At 68.8% G+C, this 16739-nt stretch carries 17 protein-coding genes; 7 read left to right on the top strand and 10 right to left on the bottom strand.

What is annotated here, in order from left to right; genetic code table 11:
• Positions 1–23 precede the first annotated feature (23 nt).
• Positions 24–371, bottom strand: coding sequence for a DUF3499 domain-containing protein (locus EV191_RS19405; protein ID WP_132878544.1), 348 nt, complete (start codon positions 369–371; stop codon positions 24–26).
• 251 nt (positions 372–622) lie between these two features.
• On the opposite strand from EV191_RS19405, the gene EV191_RS19410 reads away from it, so the two are divergent.
• Positions 623–1009, top strand: a complete 387-nt coding sequence (locus EV191_RS19410) for a metallopeptidase family protein (RefSeq protein WP_132878708.1) — start codon at positions 623–625, stop codon at positions 1007–1009.
• Positions 1010–1039: 30 nt separating this feature from the next.
• On the opposite strand, the gene EV191_RS30370 is transcribed toward EV191_RS19410, so the two are convergent.
• Both EV191_RS30370 and EV191_RS19420 read right to left on the bottom strand, forming a co-directional pair.
• A complete protein-coding gene (locus EV191_RS30370) occupies positions 1040–4759 on the bottom strand; it encodes a glycosyltransferase family 2 protein (protein ID WP_207894589.1) in 3720 nt (1239 codons plus the stop codon).
• A 259-nt stretch (positions 4760–5018) separates the two neighbouring features.
• Positions 5019–5267: a WhiB family transcriptional regulator gene (locus tag EV191_RS19420; protein ID WP_165913025.1), complete on the bottom strand. Its 249-nt coding sequence runs from the start codon at positions 5265–5267 to the stop codon at positions 5019–5021.
• A gap of 431 nt (positions 5268–5698) precedes the next feature.
• Between EV191_RS19420 and EV191_RS19425 the strand changes: the two genes are divergently transcribed.
• From EV191_RS19425 to EV191_RS19445, 5 genes are all read left to right on the top strand, one after another.
• Positions 5699–6475, top strand: coding sequence for a site-2 protease family protein (locus EV191_RS19425; protein ID WP_132878546.1), 777 nt, complete (start codon positions 5699–5701; stop codon positions 6473–6475).
• A 73-nt stretch (positions 6476–6548) separates the two neighbouring features.
• Entirely contained in the window at positions 6549–7538 is a 990-nt protein-coding gene (gene cofD, locus EV191_RS19430) for a 2-phospho-L-lactate transferase (RefSeq protein WP_132878547.1), read from the top strand.
• Positions 7531–8874, top strand: a complete 1344-nt coding sequence (locus EV191_RS19435; RefSeq protein ID WP_132878548.1) for a coenzyme F420-0:L-glutamate ligase — start codon at positions 7531–7533, stop codon at positions 8872–8874. The genes cofD and EV191_RS19435 overlap by 8 nt, the downstream gene beginning before the upstream one ends.
• Positions 8871–9422: an NUDIX hydrolase gene (locus EV191_RS19440; protein ID WP_132878549.1), complete on the top strand. Its 552-nt coding sequence runs from the start codon at positions 8871–8873 to the stop codon at positions 9420–9422. The genes EV191_RS19435 and EV191_RS19440 overlap by 4 nt, the downstream gene beginning before the upstream one ends.
• On the top strand, positions 9422–9793 hold the full coding sequence (locus EV191_RS19445; protein WP_132878550.1) for a GntR family transcriptional regulator: 372 nt from the start codon (positions 9422–9424) through the stop codon (positions 9791–9793). Before EV191_RS19440 ends, EV191_RS19445 begins: the two co-directional genes overlap by 1 nt.
• A 21-nt stretch (positions 9794–9814) precedes the next feature.
• Here the strand turns inward: EV191_RS19445 and EV191_RS19450 are convergent, their stop codons facing one another.
• Together EV191_RS19450 and manB are read right to left on the bottom strand one after the other, a co-directional pair.
• Positions 9815–10750: a DNA-3-methyladenine glycosylase family protein gene (locus tag EV191_RS19450; RefSeq protein ID WP_207894590.1), complete on the bottom strand. Its 936-nt coding sequence runs from the start codon at positions 10748–10750 to the stop codon at positions 9815–9817.
• Positions 10743–11858, bottom strand: coding sequence for a mannose-1-phosphate guanylyltransferase (gene manB, locus EV191_RS19455; protein ID WP_132878551.1), 1116 nt, complete (start codon positions 11856–11858; stop codon positions 10743–10745). Before manB ends, EV191_RS19450 begins: the two co-directional genes overlap by 8 nt.
• Before the next feature lie 304 nt (positions 11859–12162).
• Between manB and EV191_RS19460 the strand changes: the two genes are divergently transcribed.
• A complete protein-coding gene (locus EV191_RS19460; RefSeq protein ID WP_132878552.1) occupies positions 12163–12588 on the top strand; it encodes a hypothetical protein in 426 nt (141 codons plus the stop codon).
• Between the two features lie 5 nt (positions 12589–12593).
• Here the strand turns inward: EV191_RS19460 and EV191_RS19465 are convergent, their stop codons facing one another.
• The 5 genes from EV191_RS19465 to EV191_RS19485 all read right to left on the bottom strand — a co-directional run bounded on the left by EV191_RS19465 (position 12594) and on the right by EV191_RS19485 (position 16700).
• Positions 12594–13916 (bottom strand): heparan-alpha-glucosaminide N-acetyltransferase domain-containing protein, encoded by a 1323-nt coding sequence (locus EV191_RS19465; RefSeq protein ID WP_165913014.1) that lies wholly within the window; start codon positions 13914–13916, stop codon positions 12594–12596.
• A gap of 107 nt (positions 13917–14023) precedes the next feature.
• On the bottom strand, positions 14024–14911 hold the full coding sequence (locus EV191_RS19470) for a glycosyltransferase family 2 protein (RefSeq protein ID WP_243659069.1): 888 nt from the start codon (positions 14909–14911) through the stop codon (positions 14024–14026).
• Positions 14912–14968: 57 nt separating this feature from the next.
• Positions 14969–15538, bottom strand: a complete 570-nt coding sequence (locus EV191_RS19475; RefSeq protein WP_132878555.1) for a TetR/AcrR family transcriptional regulator — start codon at positions 15536–15538, stop codon at positions 14969–14971.
• Positions 15535–15909, bottom strand: coding sequence for a DUF4267 domain-containing protein (locus tag EV191_RS19480; RefSeq protein WP_132878556.1), 375 nt, complete (start codon positions 15907–15909; stop codon positions 15535–15537). Before EV191_RS19480 ends, EV191_RS19475 begins: the two co-directional genes overlap by 4 nt.
• 38 nt (positions 15910–15947) lie before the next feature.
• Positions 15948–16700 carry an ABC transporter permease gene (locus tag EV191_RS19485; RefSeq protein WP_132878557.1) on the bottom strand — a complete coding sequence of 251 codons (753 nt, stop codon included), beginning with the start codon at positions 16698–16700 and terminating at the stop codon, positions 15948–15950.
• Positions 16701–16739: the final 39 nt, after the last annotated feature.

The following is a 16739-nucleotide window of genomic DNA, read 5'->3' on the forward strand; positions in this document are numbered from 1 at the left end:
GACTGGCGTACGCGCGGGTGAACTCAGTCGGAAGGGGTGGGCAGCACGCGAAGGTGGCCGCGCCGCCCGGAGCTGGCCTCCGGTTCGGGCTGCTCGACCGGGCTGTGCAGGCTGCCCGCTTCCCGGACCGCTTCGGCGAGCGCGGTCAGATCGTCGTTCGAGGGGTCTTCCGGTCCGAATTCCCCTTCGTAGCGGACTACTTCCCAGCCCTTGGGGACGGTAAGCCGGCCGGCATGCTGCGCACACAGGTCGTAGCTGTGTGGCTCACTGGAAGTAGCGAGCGGACCTACGACCGCGGTTGAGTCTGCGTAGGCGTAGGTCAGCGTCGCGACCGCCGCGTTCTGACAGCCGGTTCGAGAGCACTTCCGCACGCACCGCACAATCGCAGACGATAGCGCGTCACGCACGGCGGGCGTGGCAGGCACGCGGGAGTGCCCCGCGCGTAGTCTCTTCGCAGGGGATTCGTCGGCGGTATCGGCGAGCCGCCCGACCAGGGACCCGTCCAATCCTGGAACTGCTGTTGCCGAGGTGGAGATTGCCAAGGACCCGACGGAAGCGCTGGCCGCGCAGGGAGCGGCACGGCCGGGGGCCACGCGGCCCGTTGTACCCGGCGACGGTACCGATGGCCAGCACTCGCGCGGAGCGGTTCGACACCCTGGTGCTCGACGCGCTCGAGCCGATCGAGCTGCGCTGGCGCGATCAGTTGAACGCGCTGGACGTGGCGGTGGACGAGGTTCCGGAGGGCAAGCCGGGACGGTCGCGTTCGAGCTCGGACGATGCCGCCGCGGATGGGGTGCTTCGCGATGGCGCCGTACCGCTGGCGAAGCTGGTCCCGGCCGGCGTGGACAGCGCGGGTAGTCCGACCCGCGCGCGGATCGTGCTCTACCGCCGCCCGCTCGAACTGCGCGCCAAGGATGCCGCCGACCTGACCGAGCTGGTGCACGAGGTGCTGGTCGAACAGGTGGCGAACTACCTCGGCCTCGACCCCGACGTCATCGAGGGCAACTAGTCACCACCGCACGATCCCGCAAGATCGCGATCACGGGCGCGCGGGAGTTCGTCGCCTGCTTGGCACCATCGTGAGCACGGTGAACAGCACCGCGGCCGCCTGCGCCAGCAGGAAGACGGCTCGCAACGCCGAGGGCAGCTCGACGTGCACCTCCGCGCCCCTTGTCGGTACCTCGACCGCGACCTGGTTCCCCCAGGCCCGCACGATCGGCGCCTCCTCACCGTCGACGCTTGCCCGCCAGCCGGGCTCCTCGGCGGCGGCCAACACCAGCAGCCGCCCGCCGGCGCCATCCGAGGTGCGGACGGCGACATCCGGCGGCTCCGCGTCCACCGGCGCGACGGCGGTACCGGAGGTTTCCATCGATGGCGCGCCCCCGCGTACCGCGCGCTGTGCGAGCTCAGGGGAAATCAACACCGCGTTGCCGCTCACCGGCAGCAACCGCACCACGCCTCGGCCGTCCGAAGTAGCTGGAGCGTCGGCGGTGAGCTCGCCGGTCACGGCGCGCAGCCGCGCGGCATCGGCCTCGGTAGGCAGCACCACGTAGCTCACCCCGGATGCCGCCGCGAACGCGACCGCGTTTCGCGCTGCCTGCTCGTCCGTACCGCGCAGTCCCGCGTCCAGCTCGCGCAACCGCTGCGCGGAACCACCCGCTGGCGCGAGATCGTCATCGCCGAATGCGGGCAGCCGCGCCGCGACCTGTCGCACCGGCTCCTCATCCGCTGGCAACACCAGCACCGAACGCCCCGATTCGGCCAGTTCGGCGCGCAGCGGCTCGGCCAGCGTGTACCCGCCATCGCCGCGCAGTGCCCCACCACTTCCGGCGATCACGGTGTTCGCCGCGAGTCCGACTACCGCGAGGCCAGCAAGCGCCATGGCGATTCGGGGCAGCGACGGGGTAATCCGCCGCTGTGCCACGCCTGGCCGACAGCTGGCCACGACCGTCCACAGTAGACCTGTGCTGATCAGCAGCAGCGCCGGTCCTGTCCAGCCGTACGCGCTATCCCCGCCAACCACCGGCGGCACGGCGACCAGCACCAGTACCGCGAGCGCGAGCGCACCGAGCAGGACCAGCCCGAGTGCCGGCAGTGCCGCGCGGGTCGGCCGCAACACCAGCGCGGCCACGGCGGCGAGCAGTACCACTAGGCCGATGCCTTGCCAGCTACCCGCCCCGCCCGGATGCAGGCTCAACAGGTCGAACACCGATTGCCCTGTCTCCGGCTGATAAGCGCCGGGACCGTGCAGCACCAGACCTGGATCGCTGAGCAGCGCGACGGGCCATGGCAACAGCAACACGATGGGCAGCAATACCGCGATGCACAGCCCGGCGATCCGCCGCCCGGCATGTTCAGCGGGCGCCGGAACCACCACAAAACCGAGCAATATCCCGACAACCAGCACCACGTAGATCAGCGGCGAGAAGGCACCGAGCAGCGCCAGACCGGCCGCGCACAGCACCGCGTTCGACAACCAGGCGGCCGACCGGCGCGGCCGCAGCACGGCCGCGACTCCGGCAAGCACCAGCGGTAGCAACAAATGCGCGAACACCACGTCCGGCCGGCCCTGGGCCACCGCCGCGGTCGCCGTGGGCAGCAAGGCGTACGCCGCGGCGGCCAATGCGCGGATCCAGCGGTTGGCAAGCACCCGGCGCGCCGCCGCGTACGCCGCGAGACCCGCAAGCGGCGCGGCAAACAGCATCAGCACGGCTAGCGCGGTGGCTGGGCCACCAACCGGCGCGAACACCGCCCCGAGCACACCGAGCACGGCAAGTGACACCGGGGCGTTCGCCGAGGTGCCGCCAGCGACCGAATGCCACCCGGCCAGGTACTGCGACCACACCTCGGACAGGCCACCAACGGGCAACACCCGACCGCCCACGAGGTCCATCCCGAGCCGATCCAGGTTGGCGAGGACGGCGATCACCGTCAACCCGAGGAACATCAGCACTGGCGGGGAGAACAGCGTGGCGGCGAGCACCCGGCGCGCGCCCAGTTCGACGAACACCAGATCCGAGCTCGGCGACTGCACGCCGGGCGTGGGCCGCCGGACCTGGTGATCCGGACCGCCGCTCGACTCCGCGTCGGTTCCCGGCCGATCCGTTCCAGGCGAGTCCGTTCCAGCCCTGTCCGTTCCGGCCCTGTCCGGTACAGCCCTGTCCGGTACGGCGCCGTCCACGCCGGACGTGTGGGTGTCAGCCTCGTCCAGCTCGATCGCTCCCGCGGTTCGGGCCCGTTGCGCGGCAACCGGAACCGAGACGGTGATCGCCTGACTGTTCGGCCTCCGCAGCCCGATCCCGGTACCGCGTGCGGCCGTTCCGCGCAGTGCGCCGGCCGGTAGCGCGCTGGTCCCCACCTGCCGGCGGACCACGCCCTGTTCGGACTCCGGCAGTGTCCACACCGCACTCGCGCCGGCGGGTTCGGGAAGCCGGCCGAGTTCGTCACCGCGCTCCAGATTGCGCCGCACGAGTATCCGGACGCCGTTGCGAATGCCGTTGCGCAACCGGGTAAGCCGCGAGACGAACAGCCCGCTCACGGTTCCCGGTCGACTACTCACCCGACGCTGCTGGCGTCCGGCTCGCAACCATGCCCGGCCACTACACAGGTAGCGCAGCGCGTACAGTTCCGCACCCGCCCGATCCCGGTTGCCCACGAGGCCAAACCCGATCGCGCGCAGCAGCAGGAGTACGACCAATCTCGGCAGACCGAACACGAACGACATCCGGCCACAGTTGACCAGGAAGTTCCGCAAGCCATGCGCGCGACTGGCCGCAAGGGCGGTGGCGTTGGTGCCGGCAAGCGCGCCGGGCCGCCGGCGACCGGTACTCGTCGCGCGTGCGTGCCGCACCCGCGCGGTCGGCACGCACAGCACCAGGCTGCCAGCCTGGTTGGCCCGCCAGCCGAAGTCGATGTCCTCACCGAAAACCGGCAACCCTCGGTCAAAACCGCCGAGCTCATGCCAGAGCTCAGCGCGGATCAGCATGCCCGCGCTGGATACCGCGAGTACCTCGGTGCTGCGCTCGAAGTCCGCTCGATCGGCCGCGTCACCAGCGGTTTTCACTGACTCGGCGGCTGCCCCATCCGGTTCCGAGTCGACTGGTTTCCCGTCGTCAGCCGTGCCCCGCGCGGAGTCGTCTCGTCCAGGATTTTCTCCCTTGGGATCTTCGCCCTTGGGGACCTCCGGGGTATCGGTGCCGCGCAACAACCGCCAGTCCAGCGTCGGCGCGCTGATCCCGGTCTGCCGGTGCCCAGAGGAATCGGTGGACAGTCCGGCCTCCACGACGAGCCGACGATCAGTCCAGTCCAGCGCCAGCGGGCCAAGCACACCTGCAGAGGGGGCCAGTTCGGCGGTGGTCAGCAGCGCGGCAAGGCATTGCGGCTCGGGCGCGCAGTCATCGTGCAGCACCCAGATCCAGCTGTCGCTGTCTCCCCAGCGCTCGGTCGCCTGTGCCACGCCGGTGGCAACGGCGTCAGCGAAACCAGTGTCACGTTCGAGCTCGTGCACTCCGGCGAGCGTGCCGTCGGCTACCGCATCGGCGAGCAAGGTTCCGGTGTGATCACTGGAACCGTTGTCCACCGCGAGCACATGGCGGGGCCGCACGGCGAGCCGGCGCAGCGCACTCAGCACCCCACCTAGCCATGGCGCGCCGTCGTGACAGACCAGGATGGCCAACACCGGAACGGTCCGCACGGGTACGGCACCAACCGAACGGGCCGCACCGGCAAGTCGAGCTTCGGACGGATCGGCTGAGGGCAACGACCCCTCCCCGGGTTCAGATTCGTTGGTTCACCGAACGAGTCGCCCGGCAAGTTTCCGTGTCGTGACCGGGCTCTAGCTCAGCCGCGCCTAGCGCAACTGCCGCTGTAGCCCAGATCACTACGACACCTTAGAACCAACCGATCGTCACCGTGACCCGACCCGGGGCAACCACCGATACGAGTGATTGCCGGGGCCCGCTCGGCTGGTCGCGGCTTTCGCGCACACCACGACCAGGCAAGCGGCCTTCGCGAAACGATCAGACGGCGCGCTTTTTCAGCTTCCGTCGCTCCCGCTCGGAAAGACCGCCCCAGATGCCGAAGCGCTCGTCATGTGCCAGGGCATATTCAAGGCACTCGCCCCGAACCTCACAACCCTGACAAATTCGCTTCGCCTCGCGTGTCGATCCACCCTTTTCAGGGAAGAACGCTTCAGGATCGGTTTGCGCACACAGTGCGCGCTCCTGCCACTCCTGCTCATCTGGCGACTCGAACAGGTCCGTCAGCAGATCGAACTCTTTGCCGAGGTGCTCCCCCCACTCAGTCACTTTTCCGACGTCACTCCCTTGGGGTCCCGGTGACCCCTGCCAACTGTTTGCCACGTCCGCCTCCTCGCCTTCCGCACTCCCCGGTTGGCGGACACCACCCGCCGCCCCCTGTAGCAGCGAATGACACCACTGTGATTACACCCGCGTAAGCCGCTGCGGTCAAGCGCGGTACACGCGTATGGGGGACTTTGGACTCGCGACAGACCTGCGAATTCCCCGGTATGACTTGACTTTTCGATTTGCGATGGCCACACCGGATCGAAAAAGTCGAACTGTGACACCGCTTCTGGATCAGCAGACGATTTTCAAGATCCACTAGGGACGGTGCGCACGTCGGCGGGCCAACCCGGAGGCATACGGCGCCCACACGCACTGTCCGTAGAATATGCCGGGTGCACCGCTCCGCAGTTCGCCCGAGCCCGCTGTTCCTCGCGATTCTCGCGGTTGCCGTAGTCGGTGGCGTACTCGCCGCGTTCGGCGACATCAACAGCGTCTTCGCCCAAGAGTCCGACCCGCTGCTGATCGGCGGCATCGTGCTGCTCGTGCTCGGCGGCTGGGGCGTCTCGCTGTGTCTGCACGAGTTCGGCCATGCGATCTTCGCCTATCGCGGCGGGGACCGCGAGGTACGGCTGAAGGGTTATCTCACGCTGGACCCGCGCCGGTACACCGATCCGGTGCTGAGCCTGCTGCTGCCGCTACTCCTGCTCGCCGTCGGCGGCATCCCGTTGCCGGGCGGCGCGGTGTGGATCAACCACCACGCCCTGCACTCCCGGCGGGTCGAGTCCATGGTCTCGCTCGCCGGCCCGCTGATGAACTTGCTCATCGGCCTTCTGCTGACCACCTCGGTCGCGGTGCTGCCAATGCCTGCCGGCCTCGCCGCAGGGTTGTCCTACCTCGCGCTGCTGCAGGTACTCGCCTTCGTGCTGAACATCCTGCCGGTGCCCGGCCTGGACGGCTGGGGTGCGCTCGAACCACATCTGCCGTATGAGGCGCGCCGGTTCGGCGCCAAGGCACGGCCATGGGCACCGTTGATCCTGTTCGCCGTGCTCATCGGGATCCGCCCGGTCGGCGAGGTGTTCTTCGGGATCTCCGAAGCGGTATTCGGCGCCATCGGCGGCGAGGAACTGTTCTATCTCATCGGCGCGAACCAGTTCATGTTCTGGCGCTGAGTTCGCCAGTGCCGCGGAGCGGGAAGGATCTCACGACGCACCGCGCTGGTGGGCGACATGCGAGGATCAGCCCGTGAAGATCGTTGTCATGGTCGGCGGGGTAGGCGGCGCCCGCTTCTTACTTGGCGTCAAAGCCGCGCTTGGCCTACCGCCAGTCGGCGCGGGCGAATCCACCCACGAGGTCACCGCGGTGGTCAACACCGGAGACGACGTGTGGCTGCACGGGCTGCGGATCTGCCCCGACCTGGATACCTGTATGTACACCCTCGGCGGCGGAATCGATCCGGAACGCGGCTGGGGCCAGCGAGACGAAACCTGGACCGTTTCCGAACAGCTGGCCGCCTATGGCGCGGAGCCAACCTGGTTCGGGCTCGGCGACCGGGATATCGCCACGCATCTGGTGCGCAGCCGGATGCTGCGCGCCGATTACCCGCTCTCCGCGGTCACCGAGGCGTTGTGCCACCGCTGGCAACCCGGGGTAAGCCTGCTGCCGATGTCCGACGATCGCGTGGAGACCCACGTGGTGGTCGAGGAATCCGACGGTGGTCAGCGGGCGCTGCATTTTCAGGAATGGTGGGTCCGGCACCGGGCTGGCTTGCCGGCACGCGAGATCGTCCCGATCGGCGCGGCCGAGGCTACCCCCGGTCCTGGCGTGCTTGCGGCGATCGCCGGGGCCGATGCGATCCTGCTCGCTCCATCCAATCCGGTGGTGAGCATCGGCACGGTACTGGCCGTACCGGGGATCCGCGCGGCGCTGCGCGCGAGCACCGCCAAAGTGGTCGGTATCTCGCCGATCATCAACGACAAACCCGTACGCGGGATGGCCGATGCCTGCCTGACCGCGATCGGCGTGGACACCACCGCCGCGGCGGTAGGCGAGCACTACGGGGCCCGCACAAGCACGGAGAACGGCATCCTGGATGGATGGCTGGTGCACACCGGCGATCCCGCCGAGGTGCCAGGAGTGGCGGTGCGTTCCGTACCGCTGCTGATGTCCGATGTCCAGGTAACCGCCGAGATGGCGCGCGCCGCACTCGACCTTGCCGGAGTTGACCTTGGCTAATCATGCCGCGGAACGGCCACTGGAGATATTTCCGATCAACGGGCTGCCGGAATTCCGGCCTGGCGATGACCTTACCGGCACGATCGCCTCGGCGGCGCCATGGCTGCGCTCTGGCGATATTCTCGTGGTCACCAGCAAGATCGTGTCCAAAGTAGAGGGAAGGCTGATCAAGGTACCGGCCGACCCTGAGGCGCGGGCCGCCGCGCGACGCTGGCTGGTCAGCGAGGAGTCGGTACGCACCGTCGCACGGATCAAGCAGACCCTCATCACACAGAACAAGCTCGGCATCGTGCAAGCTGCCGCCGGCGTCGACACCTCCAATGTGGCCTCGGACGAGATCGCCATGCTGCCGGCCGACCCGGATGCCTCGGCGCTCGCGCTGCGCAACGGTCTGCGGGAACGGCTCGGCATCGAGGTAGCGGTGCTGATCACCGACACCATGGGGCGGACATGGCGAATCGGGCAAACCGACGCCGCGATCGGTTCCTCCGGCCTGCGGGTGCTGCACGGCTACGCGGGACAGTCCGACGCGCAGGGCAACGAACTGCAGGTAACCGAGATCGCGGTCGCCGACGAGCTCGCCGCGGCCGCCGATCTGGTCAAGGGTAAAACCGGCAACGCGCCGGTTGCCGTGGTCCGTGGCATGACCATCAGCGATGACGGCTCCGTGGCAAAGGACCTGATCCGCCCGCTGGACGAGGACCTGTTCCGGTTGGGCACCGCGGAGGCAACCGAACAGGGCCGCCGGGAAGCGGTGCTGCTGCGCCGATCGGTGCGCTATTTCGCGGACACCGAGGTGGACCCGGATGCGATGCGCAGGGCCGTTGGCGCGGCGCTCACCGCTCCCGCGCCACACCACACCCGTCCGGTGCGGTTCGTCTGGCTGCGCGATCAGGCGCTGCGCAAACGCCTACTCGCGGAGATGGAACACGCCTGGCGGGCGGATCTGCGCGCGGACGGCTGGGACGAGCAGCGGGTGGATCGCCGGATCAGGCGCGGCGGCCTGTTGCACGAAGCCACCGAACTCGTGGTGCCGTTCCTGGTGCGGACCGGTTCGCACGAGTACCCGGACGAGCGGCGCGCGACCGCCGAGCGGGATATGTTCACCATCGCCAGTGGCGCCGCGGTGCAGGGGCTGCTGATCGCGCTCGCCGCCGAGCAGCTCGGCTCCTGCTGGGTATCGTCCACTCTGTTCTGTCCGGATGTGGTTCGGGAAGTACTGGATATCGATCCGTCCTGGGAGCCACTTGGCGCCGTCGCGGTCGGTCATCCCGCCGACGGTGAGCTCAGCCCTCGGCCACCGAGGGAGTTGACCGAAGGGTTGGTTGAACTGTGAGTCTGCATGCTGATGCGCGGGCAAGGCTGACGAGCTGGGCGCCAACCCGGCGCGAACAGGAAGCACTGCGGCAGGCGTTTCTCGGTTTCCTTGCCGCGCGCCCGGATGCCTGCGCGCGGTCCTGCGAGCCCGGGCACATCACGGCCTCGGCGCTGGTGCTCGACGATTCGGCCGAGCGGGTGTTGCTCACCCTGCATCCGAGGGTTGGCAAGTGGATCCAGCTCGGCGGGCACTGCGAGCAGGAGGACCCCGGCCTGGTCGAAGCGGCGCTGCGCGAGGCTCGCGAGGAGTCCGGGATCGACGGGCTGCGGATCGATCCAGAGCCGCTGCACGTGGACGTGCATCCGGTGACCTGCTCGCTCGGGGTGCCCACCCGGCATTTCGACGTGCGATTCCTGGTGCGCGCGGCCGCCGGCGCCGAGCCGGTGCGCAGCGCCGAGTCCACTGATCTGCGCTGGTGGCCGGTGACGGAGCTGCCGGCGGATGCGGACACCGTGGCCGAACAGCTCGACCACGCGTGGGCGCGACTGGCCACGGCGGTGGCGTGATGCGGCTGCATATCGACAGCACGGACAGCACGCCACCGTATGAGCAGCTACGCCGCCAGCTCGCCAAGCAGATCAACGACGCGGAACTGGTGGCCGGCACCCGGTTGCCGCCGGTGCGCCAGCTGGCGACCGAGTTGGGGCTGGCGGCGAACACGGTCGCCAGAACGTATCGGGAGTTGGAGGAAGCTGGCCTGCTGGAGACCAAGGGCAGGGCGGGCACCTTCGTCAGTGCGGCCGGTTCGCAGAGCAGGCAGCGGGCGCGGCAAGCCGCCGAAGAATACGCGGCTACGGTGCGGGACCTCGGCATCGACGAGGACGAAGCCCGGCGCATCGTCGAATCCGCACTCACCCACGGTCGCCGCAATGTTTAGCGATCTTGTGGGCACGGGGCGCTAGATCGCGCGGTAGTCGCGGGGCGCGAAACGCGGACCGTACCGGGGTGGCGTGAACCCGCTCGCCTCGATGTAGCGCACGGCCCGCTGCCGCTGCGGCGCGTACGGCTCGAGCGCCTCGAGCATGCCCGCATCGTCCAGCCGCCGGCCAACCAGTGCATGCCCCACGGTGCTCGGCAAATGGAAATCCCCCACGCTCACCGCATCCGGATCACCCCAGACCCGCTGGGCGATCTCCGCAGCTGTCCACGGGCCAATCCCAGGCACCTTGCGCAACAGCGCGCGCCCCTGCGCGCCACCCAGATTCGCGGCCCGCTCCAGCCGGTGCGCGACCTGAGCCGCCGCGATCAGCGTGCGTCGTCGCGCACCGTCCACACCGGCCCGATGCCACTGCCAGTCGGTGATCCGCAGTAGTTCCACCGGTTTCGGCGGCACCCGCATACCGGCTGGTGCCGGCCCTGGCGCCGCGCAGCCGAACCGCCGGCACAGTTCCCGCCAGGAGCGTCGCGCCTCGGAGCCGGTGACCTTCTGCTCGAGCACGCTCGGTATCAGGACATCCCAGACCCTGCCGGTCGCGCCAAGGCGTAGCCCCGGCATCCGGCGGCGTGCTTCGGCAACAACCGGGTGCACCGGGGCAAAACCCGCGTCATCGTCGAAGGCGCCAAGCAGTCGCGGCACGTCGTCCACAACGGACTGCGCGCCGGCACCCCAGGCGCTGGCGCGTACCTCGGCACCATCCCGCCGCAGGGCGATCGTTGCCGCCCCTTCGGTCGTATTCGCGGTCAACCAGCAGGTCCCGCCGGCGGCACGCTGAAACGCCGGGTCCGCCCCTCCCCTGCGCAACGGCGCGAGCACGCTCGACAGGTCGAGTGGGAACGGCGGCGTCCAGACCAGCCGCGCATCCGGTTGATCGAGTTCGCGGCCGGCCTCAAACATCGGTGGAGAACCGGATACCGCCATCCGGTACCCGCACTCCCGGCCAGACCCGGGCACCAGCAAGCAGTTCACATCCCGAACCGAGTACGGCACTGTCCCCGAGCACCGCGTCACGGACCACCGAGCCAGCACCGACGGCGGCGCCGAACCCGAGTACCGAACGCTCGATCACCGCCCCCGCACCCACGTGTACGTCGTCGAACAACACCGCGCCGGTCAACCGCGCGCCGGAATCGACGGCACACCGAGCGCCCACGGTGCTACCCGCTTCGAGTACCGCGTCCTCGGCCACTCGGGCACTCGGCTCCACGAGCGATTCCCCCTGCGGGCCGGGTAGCGCCGCGCTCGGCGCCTGCCCGCGAACCAGGTCGGCCGAGCCACGTACGAAGGCTGCCGGGGTACCGAGGTCGAGCCAGTAGGCGCTGTCCACATAGCCTTGGACGCGCGCGCCAGCCTCGAGTAGCCCCGGGAAGGTTTCCCTTTCCACCGATACCCGGCGCCCTGCTGGGATCGAGTCGATCACCGAACGTCGGAACACGTAGCAGCCCGCGTTGATCTGGTCGGTTGGCGGTTGCTCGCTCTTTTCCAGGAACGCGGTGACCCTGCCGCCCGCATCCGTTGGCACACAACCAAATGCCCGTGCGTCGTCGACCTTCACCAGGTGCAGCGTGACATCGGCCTCGGCGCCGAGGTGCGTATCGTAAACGGCGCGCAGGTCCACACCGGAAAGAATATCGCCGTTGAAGACCATCGCGTGCGAACCGCGCAGCCGATCGGCCACGTTGCGGATCGCCCCACCGGTGTCCAGCGGCTCGTCTTCCACCACGTATTCCAGATCGAGCCCGAAGGCACTGCCATCGCCGAAATAGTCGACGAACACCTCGGCCTGGTAGGAGGTCCCGAGCACCACGTGGGTAATGCCCGCCGCGCGGATCCGGGAGAACAGGTGCGTGAGAAACGGCACGCCGGCGGTGGGCAACATCGGTTTGGGCGCGGAGAGCGTCAGCGGCCGCAGTCTGGTCCCCTTGCCGCCGACCAGTACCACGGCATCGAGCTCAGTGGCTATCGGATCGACCGCTGCGGGGTAACCATCCGGTGGCTGCGACATGCCGATTCGTCCTTTCAGATGACGGCTGGGCCCGGAAGGAATACTCTGGCAGATACCACACCATGGTGTGGCAGCGGACCCAACGAGGTTCGTGGGATGATCATTTGACCGAGCGTTCGACAATCGGACTCGGAAACTGGTTGTCGGCCGGTCGGCCAGCACAGCATGAATCGAGTTTCGGTCAACTGATGGTCGGATGGGATCGCCACGGCCGCGGCTAGCGCGGTCGAGACAGCCTCGGGTAAGAACAGGGTTGCGGGCAGGCCTCGAGCTACGACTCGAGCTGGACATGGGGAGGCCGGGGATGGACCCCCGACAGAGAGCGGACGCGGCGCTCGCTCGAGCACGTGCGCGCGGCGGCTTCGTCGTCACCCCGGACAACGCGGTTTCGCCGATGGACGCGGCGAATACCCAGAAGATCCCCCGGGCCGTCGTCGCGGCCGCTGAGGTGCGCGAGGATCCCGAACCCACCGTGGTGCTTCGCGATGGCGAGGAAGCCACCCAGCCGCGCGCGCTGTTCGACGAAGGCACTACCGAGCGGCGGCAGCATCCGATGGCTGGCACCTCGACCACCGTCGAACTGCCGACACCGCAGGAGCCGGTGATCGAGGAGCAGGACGGGCTGATTCCCACGGTCACTCGCGCGGAGGGCACCCGGCCGAACGTCGCGCAGCGGTTGGACGGCGCCACGGACACCCGTTCCAGGATGACCCGCCGCCTGGATGGTTGAGCGGTTCAGCCGCGAGCGGCACGGTCCACGGGGCCACGCAGCAACGCCCAGCTGGTCGCCTTGCCGGCATAGGTGAGCACGGCCTCGAACGGCCCGCGCCGGATGAGCAACCGGTACAGCCAGCACAGCGCCACGGCGCCAATCAGGAACCACCACATCGCCGTCCAGTCGTCCTCCGGTCGACCGACGAAGGCCAGCACCAGGTGATGTCCGGCGTAGGCGGTGAGCGCCAGCGCGCCGACCGAGGCGATCGGTGCCAGCAGCGGCCGCACCCAGCGGGCGATCAGCAGGCAGAGCGCGATGACCACGAAGGCGACGCCGATCCCGCCGAGGATTTCGAAGGTCGTGCCGGAATGCGGCGAGGAGGTCATCAGCCAGGTGTAGTCCGAGGTCGGCACCTTGCCCGCGGTGTACAACCGGGCGCTGCCGATAATCGCGTCGGTGGACCAGCCGAGGCTTTCCGCTGCCCGCGCGATGTCCTCGTCCAGCCTGCCCCGGAAACCGAACCCGTCCAGCAGCAGCCGCGAACCGCCATAACCCGCGACCACCAGCGCCGCACCCGTCGCGAGCAACCGGTACTGGTTGCGTACCGGGGTCCAGTCGATCCGGCCGATCGCCATTCCCGCGAAGACGAACGGCATCCAGGTGATCGCCGGGAAAGCCCCGGTGACCAGCAGCGCGGGCAACGTGTCGGAAAGTCCGGTGAGCGAGTTGAACGAGGCGACCTCGAAGGCCCGCGCCTCCCCGGGCGGATCAAGTGGCCACACCTGAGCGCGCCACAGGAACGAAACGACCGGCCCAAGCAACGCGGTGCCCACCGCGAGCCAGGCCAACGCCTTGGCGCGCAACCGCAGGAACGGGATGGCCAGCAGGAAGAAGAGGCCGTAGTAGACGAGGATCATCATCAGCGGCTGGGTGAGCACGATCAGCGCCACGCCGAGCGCGCTGACCAGCACCGCCCGCACCGTGATGCGAATCGTGACGTCCACCTGACGCCGGCCGGAAACCGGGCGGGTACGCCCGGACATCAGCGCGAGCGAGACACCGGCGAGTACCGCGAACAGGATCGAGGAACGTCCGTAGAAGGCGATCAACCAGTTGCTTGCCGGGTCGTCGTCGCCGGGATTCGGGCCGACGTGCGCGATGTACATGCCGAGCACGGCAAGGCCTCGCGCGACATCCATCGCGATCAACCTGCCGGTCGCGCCCGCGACACTGGCGACGGTTTCCGGTTTCTGCTGGCCTTCCTTGGCAACGGGAGTGCCCTCGGCCGCCGCCGCACGTTCGGACGACGGTGTGGCCGCGCCCGCCTGCTCGTCAACACTCATGACCCGCACACTCCTGGCATCCAATGCGGGCATTGGCCAGGCGCCCGGATTTTTCCGATTCCGCCGGGGTCCCTCAATGCGGCCGGCGCGTTCCGTGCGGTCGACTACTAGGCACGGTGGGAGAGCTTCAAGCGCGCGGCCAAACCCGCTTTGACCGAAAAGCGTACCGGTGCCCATTTCCATCCGGTATGCCGGTCCGCCAGATAGCGGTATGCGCTGCGATGATGCTCGGCGAGCATCCGGCGCGGTGCCTTAGCCGTGGACATCCCGCCAACGTGCATCACCGTGGCGGTCGGCACATAGATGTTCTGCCAGCCGGCTTTACCCAACCGATCGCCAAGATCCACGTCCTCGAAGTACATGAAGTATCGCGAATCGAAGCCCTGTACCGAATCGAACGCGGACCGGCGTAGCAACTGGCAGGAGCCGGACAGCCATTCCGAGCGACGTTCGATGACCGCGTTGTCGGACTGGCGGTATGCCCTTGTCCACGGGTTCGCCGGCCAGACCTTGCCGAAGACCGCGTGTCCCGCTCCCCTGCCGAGCGAGGGCAGCAGCCGCGCGGATGGGTAGGTGCTGCCATCCGGCTCACTGATCAGCGGTCCGAACGCGCCGCCACGCGGCCAGCGTTCGGCCGCTTCGCGCAGTTCGTCGAGCGAGCCGGCGGCGAACTCGAGGTCCGCGTTGGCGATCACGATCCAGCCGACTTCGGGGCCGAGTTCGGCTACGCCGCGGTTGATTCCGGCGCCGTAGCCAACGTTTTCCCGGTTCGTGACCAGCTTCGCGCCCGTGCGGCTGGCCGCCTCGGCCGCGGAGGGGTCGTCTGGCGTGTTGTCCGAAAGGACAACCCGTACCGGGCGGTTACTTGCCGGGCCCAGTGAATCGAGACAGGCGCCCAGTGTTTCGCCGCTGTGGTAGGTCACGATCACCACGGCGAGTTCATCGCCGTAGTTGGGTCCGTTCGAGGCTTGCTCGTCGGGGGTCGGTTCGCTCACGACCGGCCATTGTGCCCGGCCACGCACCGTTCGCATGGCCCACCCACCAGGTCCCGCTCAGGACCACAGGTGGGCGACGCGAGCGAGGTGCTCGTCGACACGGTCCGCCGGAATCCGTCCAGCCAGACGCAGCGTGGCGATTCCGTGGCAGCAGGCCCACAGCAGTTCGGTCGCGGAATCCGCGCGGTCTTCGGGGACAACGGTTGCCACCACGGCGCGGATCGCGGCGAACGAAGCGCGCAACTCGGCTGGCGTATCCGCGGAAGCGAACGGCAGCGTGCTCGGCAGCGTGAACATGGCCTCGTAGCGGCGTGGCTGCTCGGCGCCGAAGGCGATGTAGCGGTGACACAGCTGTTCCAGCGCCGCCGGACCGGTCGCGCTGGCCAGTGCGTTGATCTCCGCGGTAAGTGCCACGAAGCCGGCGATCGCGATCGCTTTGATCAACTCGTCCCTGCCGGTGAAGTGCTGGTAGATCACCGGCTGCCGGTAGTCGACGGCCGCGGCGACGCGACGGGTGGTCACCGCGGCCCAGCCATCCTCCTCCGCGATCCGCAGTGCGGCGTCCAGGATGGCCTGCCGCTGGGCAAGCTTCCTGCGCTGCCGGGGACTGTCCGGTCCGGTGGTCATGCGGCCGCCAGCAGTAGCGCGGCGCCGAACGTCATGACCACGGCGGTTGCCCCATGGATACCCAGTGCCGCCCAGCGCGGCCCGCCGGCCCGCAAGATCATCAGCGCGTCACCACCGGGAATGATCGCGAAGGCCAGCACCACGGCGCCAATTACCTCCACCGGTGCGATACCGAGTAGCACGCCGGCGACGACGCCGCTTGCCAGATCCCGCACGCCCTTGAGACGCAACCACGGCGTCGCCTCGCGCGCGGGCAGCACCGGAAGCCCGAAGCTCGCGGCGAACGAGCGCGGCGCGATCAGGTATCCGAGTCCGATCGCGAATATCCCCGCACCCGCGACGCCCACGATCAGCAGACCAACGGTTGTCATCGCCTCCACCTCGGTTTCTGTCAGTGAAAGAAATAATATCACTGATAGGACATCTGGCGGCGAAGCAGTGACCTCGCCACCAGTTCGATCACCACGGCGATGGCGAGGGCTTCGACGAGCAGCAGGGCGAGCAACACCACGAGTTGAACGACGCCCGCCTGCCAGGCGGGTGCGCCGGCGAGCAACATCCCGACGAACGCGCCGGGCAGTGTCACCAACCCGACGGTGCGGGTTTGATCGAGCGCGGGGAGCAGGGCGTCAGCGGCAGGGCCACGGACGAGTTCGCGGACCGCGGCCGGTTCGGCGAAGCCGAGCGCGAGTGCCGCCTCGAATTCACCGTGCCGATCGTGCAGCACGGCGAGCACCCGGCGGGCGGCAAGCGTCGTAGCGGTCATCGCCCCGCCGATGAGGATGCCGCCCATTGGCACCAGCGCGCTCCCGGCGAGTGGCACCGCGCCGGTTCCGAGCAGGATCGCGAGCGCCGGTACCGTTCCGGCGAGAATCGCGGTACACAGCCAGGTTCCTCGGCGGCCGGCCGCGGCGCGGGATGCGCAGGTCGCCGTTGCCACGATGGCCATAACGGCGAGGAAAGCGAAGGAAAGCGGCAGCGAGCCGAGGGCGAGCGCGAGTACGGCGGAGACCACGCCGAGCTGGATTACCGCCCGCAGCGCCGCGGTACCCAGCCGGCGGGGCGGCAACAGCCCGATCCGCCAGACCACCAGCGCCGCGAGCGAGATGAATACCAGGCAGACCACCGCCAGCGGCAGCCAGCCGTGGCTGACATCGACCATGTCGAGCAGTACACACCAGATCCGGCAGCCTCTGCCGCC

Source organism: Tamaricihabitans halophyticus (assembly GCF_004340875.1).
In the GTDB taxonomy this organism is placed as follows: domain Bacteria; phylum Actinomycetota; class Actinomycetes; order Mycobacteriales; family Pseudonocardiaceae; genus Tamaricihabitans; species Tamaricihabitans halophyticus.